The organism is Pacificispira sp., assembly GCF_965228185.1.
Lineage (GTDB): Bacteria > Pseudomonadota > Alphaproteobacteria > UBA8366 > Aestuariispiraceae > Pacificispira.
In genome coordinates, this window is the sequence record NZ_CBDDHE010000003.1 from 974,838 (window position 1) to 982,732 (window position 7,895).

General features: G+C 63.4%; 1 protein-coding gene. It reads right to left on the reverse strand.

The window, feature by feature from the left end; all coding sequences use genetic code 11:
• Positions 1 to 30 precede the first annotated feature (30 nt).
• Positions 31 to 7,854 carry a beta strand repeat-containing protein gene (locus ACO06O_RS08215; RefSeq protein ID WP_421878123.1) on the reverse strand — a complete coding sequence of 2,608 codons (7,824 nt, stop codon included), beginning with the start codon at positions 7,852 to 7,854 and terminating at the stop codon, positions 31 to 33.
• Positions 7,855 to 7,895: the final 41 nt, after the last annotated feature.

The window sequence follows — 7,895 nt, forward strand, 5'->3', positions numbered from 1 at the left end:
GGCCGGACGGTTTCGCCCGGCCGCCTTTCGTCAGACATTGCCCGAACCATCGTCCTGATTCTGGATGATGCTATTGACGTCCAAACCGGTAACGCCTTCCAGGGTGGCGACCGCTTGGAAATGGTCGTCGTCGCCGTCGCCGCTGGTGTTCACCTTGACGGTCGTATTGCCGGACTCGTCTTCTTCCAGGCGCAGATAGTTCTGCAACTCGTCGATATCGTCCATATTGACGACACTGGAGATGTCCAGCATGTCCCCCTCGGCGGCATTGAAATCGGTAATAGTGTCAATGCCCTGACCAGGGTTGCCCAGCACGAAGACATCCGCCCCGGCGCCACCGGTCAACGCGTCGCTGCCGGCACCGCCATCCAGACGGTTGGCACCATCGTCGCCGCGCAGGATGTCATCGTGATCGGAGCCGACGATATTCTCGAAATTCGACAGCTGATCGCCTTCTGCGTGCCCGCCGGACACGGTTCCCGCACCGAAATCGATGGTGACCGCCTCGTCACTTTCCGAATAGTCGATCGTGTCGATGCCATCTCCGCCGTCGATCGTATCCGCACCTTCGCCGCCGATGACCGTGTCGTCGCCGCTGCCGGCATCGACCGTGTCGGCCCCGGCCGCAACGACCGTGGTCGAATTGGTAACCAAGGCGTCGACACCATTGCTGGACAGGTAGGAGATGTCGGTCGAGGACAATTGCTGGTCATACAGCGCGATGTCGTCGAAGGCCCCGTCGAAATCGTCGCCGATGTCGTCCCGCACGCCGAAACGCATCGTTTCGGTGTTGGTATCGATACCGTTTTTGATCGAGCTGTTGCTGGCGGCGAGGCTGCCGTTCACATAAAGCTGCAGCCCTTCGTCGCCCCAGGTGACAGTGACATTGTTCCAATTGCTCCAGTTTATGCTGCCACCCTCGATGGAGACGCTGTCGCCGTCGTCGTCGGTAAATTCGAAGCGGATCGCGCCACTGTTTCTGGTCGAAATTTGGAACTGGCCGGGCCCGTCGCCATTGTCGCCTTTCGACACCAGCGTGTTCTGCTGTTGCGAGCCTTTGAAATTGAAGGACAGCGACCCGTTCGGCAGTTCCATCGAGTCGTCATGGGCGACCTGGATATAGTCGTTGCTGCCGTCCATGTCGGCCCCGCTGCCGTGGCGGCCGGAGAAATCGAGGACGGTTCCGCCCTGGACCGTGCCGTCATTGTCGCCACGGCTGTCATAGACCGTTCCGCCGCTGGTCTCGTCCAGTTTCCAATGACTGATGGGGACATTATTGGCGACGGTGGTTTCGCTGTCGCCGCCCAGATGGATTACGTCGTTGCCGGTGCCGCCGAACACAACGTCGTCGCCATTACCGGCGTAGATCGTGTCGTCGCCGGCCCCGCCGTCGATCGTATCGCTGTCTCCGCTTGAGGTGGCCTTCAGGGAGATCGCGTCCAAACGCATGCCGCGGCCGTGGTCTAGATCGGTCCCGTTCTCGGCGAACTCGATGCGTTTGACAGTGCCGTCACCGACGAACTGGATCGTGACCTCTTGCCAATCATGGTCCGACGCGCTGCTCAGATTGTGGGAATATTCCCCGAGGACTTCTCCGCCAACCGAGACCTTCATGGCGTTGACCGCGGCGTCGTAGCCGGGTCGTCCCGAATAGTTGAAGGTCAGGCTATAGATCTTGCCTGCTTCGGTCTGGACATCGCGATAGATGTTGGCCGCATCGGCGAATTGGTTCGTCGGATCGGTGTTCAGTTCGATGAACTTGGTGCCGTCGGCGGCCGTATCGGTGTCGCCCCAGACCTCGATTTTCTCGCTGGTCGTGGACCAGCCATCAGCCGTATCGACAAAGGCGGCGGCACTTTCTTCGAAATCGGTTTCGAAGATCGTGGTTTCTGCGGTGCCGGTATGGTTCTCGACATAGTTGGTGATGCCACCCGATACCATGGTAGCGACCTGGTCTGATGTCAGGGCCCCATCCAGCAAGGTCGGATTGTCGATCCGGCCATTGAGATAGGTGTGTAGATTGCTTGCCACATCGTCGCCGCTGGTTGTCTGCGACGCGCCGAAGGTCCAGGGGTTTTGGTTGGGTGCCATGGTGTAGTCGCTCTGGACGCTGTCGACGGCGGCGCCGTTGACATAGAGCGTTACCGTGGAACCGTCCCAGGTAACGGTGGCGTTGTAGGTGTCTTCGTAGTTGATGCTGCCGCCGCGCAAATAGAAGGATTCGTCTCCCGTCTGAACGCGCAACTCGACCTGTCGACTGCTGTTGATCGACATGTCGAAATGCCCGCCATCGTCATAGCCGGACGAGTCCTTGGAGGCGATCGTGCCGTTGTTCCAGGCCAGGAAATCGACGGAGAATGTCCCGCTGGACAGTTCCATCGCGGCGCTGTGCGGAACCTCGATATAATCCCCGTTGCCGTCGAACTGTGCGGCCTGCGTGCCATTCGCAGAGGTGCCGCTGCCGGTACCGCCTTTGGCTGTTCCGGTTACGCCGTTGACGGAATCCGTGACCGTCTCGTTGCTGCTCCAGGTCGTGTCTTCCAGCTTGAAATGGTAGACCGCGTTGATGCCGTCCCCGCCGCCCGCGCTCGGGTTGTCGCCGGTGATAATGTCGTCGCCGGCCCCGCCTTGCAGCGTGTCGCTGCCGGTGCCGCCGTCGATGGTACGCCCCGCAACCTCGGGCACGTCCACCGTCGCCGTTTCGGTGGTGCTGGCGGTGGATCCGTTCGCTTCCGTCGCCGTCGCAGTGACGGACAGGTCAAAATCGTCGGCCCCGGCCGGCACACGCAGCACGAGGTTCGACAATTGGTCGGAGGTGAGCGTCGCCGATCCGTCCGTGACGGTGATTGCGACGCCGTTTGACGTAAGGGAGGCGCCTTCGGGCAGGTTCCCAACCTCGATGGACAAGGTTTCCGATCCGTCTCCGTCGCCCAGAAGCGCGCTGATCGTCAGCGGATAGGCCGTATCGGGGTCCAGTTGGCCGTTCACGGCGACTTCACTGCCGGCGCCGACGGACAGGGTGACGGTCGGGGCATCCGCGACGGCTGCGACGGATACGGTGATCGTGTCCGTGCTGCTCATTTCGAACTGGCCGTCGGTGGCCTTGGCGGTGATCGTCAGGTCGAAATCGGCATGGCTGTTCGGTGGCGGAGTGACCGTGGCGGATGCCAATTGATCCGCCGTCAGTGTGACGACCCCGGCGGTTGCGACCTGTGCGACGCCGCCGACCGAGATGACGGCGCCGGACGGAATATTGGAAATCTCAACGGTGATGACATCCCCGGCATCCGTTGCCGTCGCCGAAAGGTTCAACGCGATGGCGCTGTCTTCATTGCCGGAGATATCACTGACTTCCAGGGTCGGCGTGCCGGCTGTCTCGGGCACCGTAACCGATAGGGTCTGTGTGATGCTGGCCGTGTCGGTCCCATCGGTCGACGTGGCGGTCACGGTCAGATTGAAACTGTCCGTGCCGTTCGGCAGATCGATGCTGAGGCCTTCCAACTGCACGGGGGTGAGGGTAACCGACCCGTCCGCGTTGACCGTACCTGCCGACAGGGTCGCGCCCTCCGGCAGATTGTCGATCGTGATGGAGAGCGTTTCCGAACCGTCCAGATCGATCAGCGCGGCCTCGATATCCAAGTTGGCGGTAAAGCTTGTCGCTTCGCCGGCCGATACGGTTTCTTCGGCGATGGCGTTGCCTTCGGAATCTTTCACCGTCGCCGTGATCGCGTGAACACCGCCATTGGGGAATGTCACCGTCAGGGAGTCGGCATCGTCGGCGCTGACTGTCCAGGTACCGTCCGGGTTTTGCGTGCCCGCGCTCAGGACGGCCCCTTCGGGAAGGTCGGATACCGTCAAGGTCGTGACGGTTTCTATCGTCTCCGGCACGCTGTAGTAGCCGTTCTCGTTCAGTGTCAGTCCGTCCGGCACACTGCTGAACAGAATGTCGCCGCCCAGGGCCGTGCCGTCCATATTGACGAACAGATCCTGGTCCCCTCCATTCTCCCAATAGACGACCTCGATCGGGTACAGGCCGTCTTCCGCCGCCGTGAATGTTCCGCTACTGGAGTCGGAGGCACGGTTGCCATCGAACTGTGTCACCATTTGTCCGCCGATTTTCAGGCGGAACCCGTCATCGGTTGTGACCTGGAAGTTATGCGATCCGGCTTCGATGAAGACATAGCCCGTCAGTTTGACCACAAAGGTCTCCGCCGACGCGCCGGTCGTGCCGCTGGCGCTTGCTGCGTCGCTGCCCAGGAACTGGCCAAGCGTCGATCCGCCATCATAGTCGACCGTCGTGGAGGTGAAGGTTACATCTGCGCCGCCCGCTGCGATCAGGGAGTCCGCGTCGTTCAGATCGTCAAGTGAACTGTTGGTGTCGTAGATCTCGCCTTGCAAACCGCCGCCGGCCGGCAATTCATAAGGTTCGGTCGTGTCGACAAGGGCATCCTGCAGGTCGCTGGACAGGGACAGCGGGACGGTGACGGTGTTGACGCTTGCGGTCGCGGCGTCCAACTCCAGGGTCGGAGTGTCGGCATCGGGATCGACTGTTACGGTCAGCGTACCCGATTGCGTTGCCGAAACGTCGCCATCCGTGGCTGTGACGGTGACGGTCAGGTCGAAATCGCTGTCGTCATTGGTGGCCGGTTTGATCGTCAGGTCTTCCAACTGATCCGCCGTCAGTGTGGCGCTGCCGCCGGAAACATCGATCACCGTTTCCCCGGATTGCAGAACCGCGCCGGTCGGAATGCCGTCGATCCGAATGGTCAAGACTTCACCGGCATCCGGGCTGCTGGCCTGGATGTTCAGCGCGATGACCGCATCCTCGGCGCCGGACGCATCCGCGGCGGTCAAGGTCGGCGTGTCGGCCACCGCGTCGACGGTTACCGGGATGGTACCGACGGTCGTTGCCGTGTCTTCGCCGTCCGTTGAGGTCGCCGTCACGGTCAGGGTGAAATCGTCGCTGCTGTTGGGCGGCGGCTGGATGGCCAGGGCGTCCAACTGATCGGCCGTCAGCACCGCAACCCCGCCGGTCACCGCGATGGCGACGCCATTGGCGGTCAGAACCGCCCCATTGGGAATGTTCGAGATTTCAACGGACAGGGTCTCGCTCTCGTCGCTCAGTGCTGCGGTGATGTCGAGTGCGATCGTGCTGTCTTCGTCGCCCGATGCGGCGGAGGTTTCAAGTGTCGGGGAATCCGCCTCACCGCTGACCGTCACGGGGATCGTACCGACCGTCGTTGCCGTGTCGTCGCCGTCGGTTGCGGTTGCGGTCACCGTCAGGGTGAAATCGTCGCTGCTGTTCGGCGGCGGAGTGATGGTCAGGTCGTCCAACTGACCGGCCGTCAGAACCGCGGTGCCATTGGTCACAAGCACGGCCTGGCCATTCGCGGTCAGGACCGCCCCCGCCGGGATACCGCCGATTTCAACGGACAGCGTCTCCGACCCATCTTGGTCGAGCAAGGCCGAGGTGATATCGAGTGCGATTTCGCTGTCCTCGCTGCCCGAGGCCGCATCGACCGTGAGGGAGGGCGTATCCGCCACGGCATCGACCGTGACCGCGAGCGTCTCGGTAACCGTCGCCGTGTCGCCGCTATCCGCATCCGTCGTCGTCACCGCCACCGTCAGCGTGAAATCCGCATCGCTGTTCGTGGGCGGCGTGATGGTCAGACCTTCGAGCTGATCCACCGTCAGCGTGACGCTGCCGTCCTCGTTCACCGTCCCGGCCGAAAGTTCCGCACCCGTCGGAATGCCCGAGATCGTGACCGACGCGCTGTCGCCGTCCGCCACATTGGAGACGTCAATGCTGAGCGCAATGGCGCTGTCTTCGTCGCCCGACGCGGCGGAGGTGGCCAGATCGGCTTCATCCGCCACACCGGTCACGGTGACCGGCAGTTCCGCCGTCTGCGTCGCCGTGTCGGTGCCGTCCGTCGATGTGGCCGTGACCGTAAGCGTGAAGTCGTCTGCGCTGTTCGCCGCCGGGGTGATCGTCAGGCCGTCGAGCTGATCCGGCGTCAGCGTGACAGATCCGTCGTCGTTCACCGTCCCGGCAGAGAGGGTCGCGCCCTCCGGAATGCCGGTAATGGTGATCGAGAGGGTCTCCGACCCGTCCTGGTCGGTCAGTGCCGAGGTGATGTCGAGGGCAATCGCGCTGTCTTCGCTGCCGGAAGCCGCCTCGACCGTGAGGGAAGGCGTGTCCGCCACGGCATCGACCGTGACTGCCAGCGTCTCGGTTACCGTCGCCGTATCGCCGCTATCGGCATCCGTCGTCGTCACTGCCACCGTCAGCGTGAAGTCCGCATCGCTGTTCGCAGGCGGGGTGATCGTCAGACCTTCGAGCTGATCCACCGTCAGGGTGACGCTGCCATCCTCATTCACCGTCCCGGCGGAGAGTTCCGCGCCGGCGGGGATGCCGGAGATCGTGACCGAGGCCGTATCGCCCGCGTTGACGCCCGACACATCGATGTCGAGCGCAATGGCGCTGTCCTCGTCGCCGGACGCAGCGGCCGTCTCAAGTGTCGCATCGTCGGCCACACCGGTCACCGTGACCGGCAGTTCCGCGGTCTGCGTCGCCGTGTCGGTGCCGTCCGTCGATGTGGCCGTGACCGTCAGCGTGAAGTCGTCCGCGCTATTGGCCGCCGGGGTGATGGTCAGGCCGTCGAGCTGATCCAGCGTCAGCGTGACGGACCCGTCGTCGTTGACCGTCCCGGCAGAGAGGGTCGCGCCGTCCGGAATGTCGGTAATGGTGATCGAGAGGGTCTCCGACCCGTCCTGGTCGAGCAAGGCCGAAGTGATATCGAGCGCGATCGCACTGTCTTCGCTGCCCGAGGCCGCATCGACCGTGAGAGACGGCGTGTCCGCCACGGCATCGACCGTGACCGCGAGCGTCTCGGTAACCGTCGCCGTGTCGCCGCTGTCGGCATCCGTCGTCGTCACCGCCACCGTCAGCGTGAAATCCGCATCACTGTTCGAAGCAGGCGTGATGGTCAGACCTTCGAGCTGATCCACCGCCAGCGTGACGCTGCCGTCCTCGTTCACCGTCCCGGCCGAAAGTTCCGCACCGGCGGGGATGCCAGAGATGGTCACGGAAGCCGTATCGCCCGCGTTGACGCCCGACACATCGATGTCGAGCGCAATGGCGCTGTCTTCATCGCCGGATGCAGCAGCGGTCTCGAGGGTGGCATCGTCGGCGACGCCCGTGACCGTCACCGGCAGTTCGGCCGTCTGCGTCGCGGTATCCGTGCCGTCGGTCGAGGTCGCGGTGACCGTTAGCGTGAAGTCATCCGCACTGTTGGCAGCCGGCGTGATCGTGAGACCGTCGAGCTGATCCGGCGTCAGGGTGACGCTGCCGTCTTCGTTGACCGTACCGGCGGAGAGGGTTGCGCCCTCCGCAATGCCGGTAATGGTGATCGAGAGGGTCTCCGACCCGTCCTGGTCGGTGAGCGCTGAGGTGATGTCGAGCGCGATCGCGCTGTCCTCGGTGCCGGAAGCCGCATCGACCGTGAGGGAAGGCGTGTCCGCCACGGCATCGACCGTGATCGCGAGCGTCTCGGTAACCGTCGCCGTGTCGCCGCTGTCGGCATCCGTCGTCGTCACCGCCACCGTCAGCGTGAAATCCGCATCGCTGTTCGCAGGCGGGGTGATGGTCAGCCCTTCGAGCTGGTCCACCGTCAGCGTGACGCTGCCGTCCTCGTTTACCGTCCCGGCCGAAAGTTCCGCGCCGGCGGGAATACCCGAGATGGTCACGGAGGCCGTATCGCCCGCGTTGACGCCCGACACATCGATGTCGAGCGCGATGGCGCTGTCCTCATCGCCGGACGCGGCGGAAGTGGCCAGGTCAGCATCGTCGGCCACACCGGTCACCGTGACCGGCAGTTCCGCGGTCTGTGTCTCGG